This window comes from Robertmurraya sp. DFI.2.37, from assembly GCF_029211245.1.
GTDB classification, from domain to species: domain Bacteria; phylum Bacillota; class Bacilli; order Bacillales; family Cytobacillaceae; genus Robertmurraya; species Robertmurraya methanolica_A.
The window spans coordinates 1-514 of sequence record NZ_JARGEJ010000187.1 but is presented as its reverse complement, the minus strand read 5'-3'; the positions used below and the strand labels follow the sequence as shown (position 1 = coordinate 514).

General features: G+C 36.6%; 1 protein-coding gene. It reads right to left on the bottom strand.

The genetic code is table 11. From position 1 onward, the window contains the following. On the bottom strand, positions 1-476 hold a 476-nt coding region (locus PZE06_RS26020; RefSeq protein WP_191963293.1), incomplete at its 3' end, for an ATP-binding protein. Positions 477-514 lie beyond the last annotated feature (38 nt).

Sequence of the window (514 nt, the reverse complement as noted above, 5' to 3'; positions counted from 1 at the left end):
CTCCAACGTTTAATGACTCGATTAAGAAGACCAGCCTTTTCTGCTTTTTTACACTCTGTAATAAAATCATCTGTCCTCATAAAAGCTGCGGAATATCCCTTAATTATAGCTTCCATTGTAAAAGCTATGGATAAGTGCGTTTTTCCGACCCCTGGCGGGCCAAGGAGTAAAACATTTTCTCCATTTTCAATAAAACGGCAAGTGAGAACTTCTTTGACTCTCTTTTCACTAATACTTGGCTGAAATGAAAAGTCAAAATCATGAATCGTCTTTTGGTAAGGAAGTCTAGCTTTTTGTATTCGCTTTTCCAAAGCTAGAGACTCTCTTTTTTCAATTTCGTTCAATAGAATCGTGTCAAGGAACTCAGAATATGGTACATTATCTTTAGATGCATCTTCGAGTAAACCATGAATTTGGTTAGCTGTATGGTGCCATCCCAATTTTTCTAGTCGTTCGATTAGAAGTTGAGTAGACATTATGTTTCACTCCTTTCTAATTGTTCATACACTTGAAG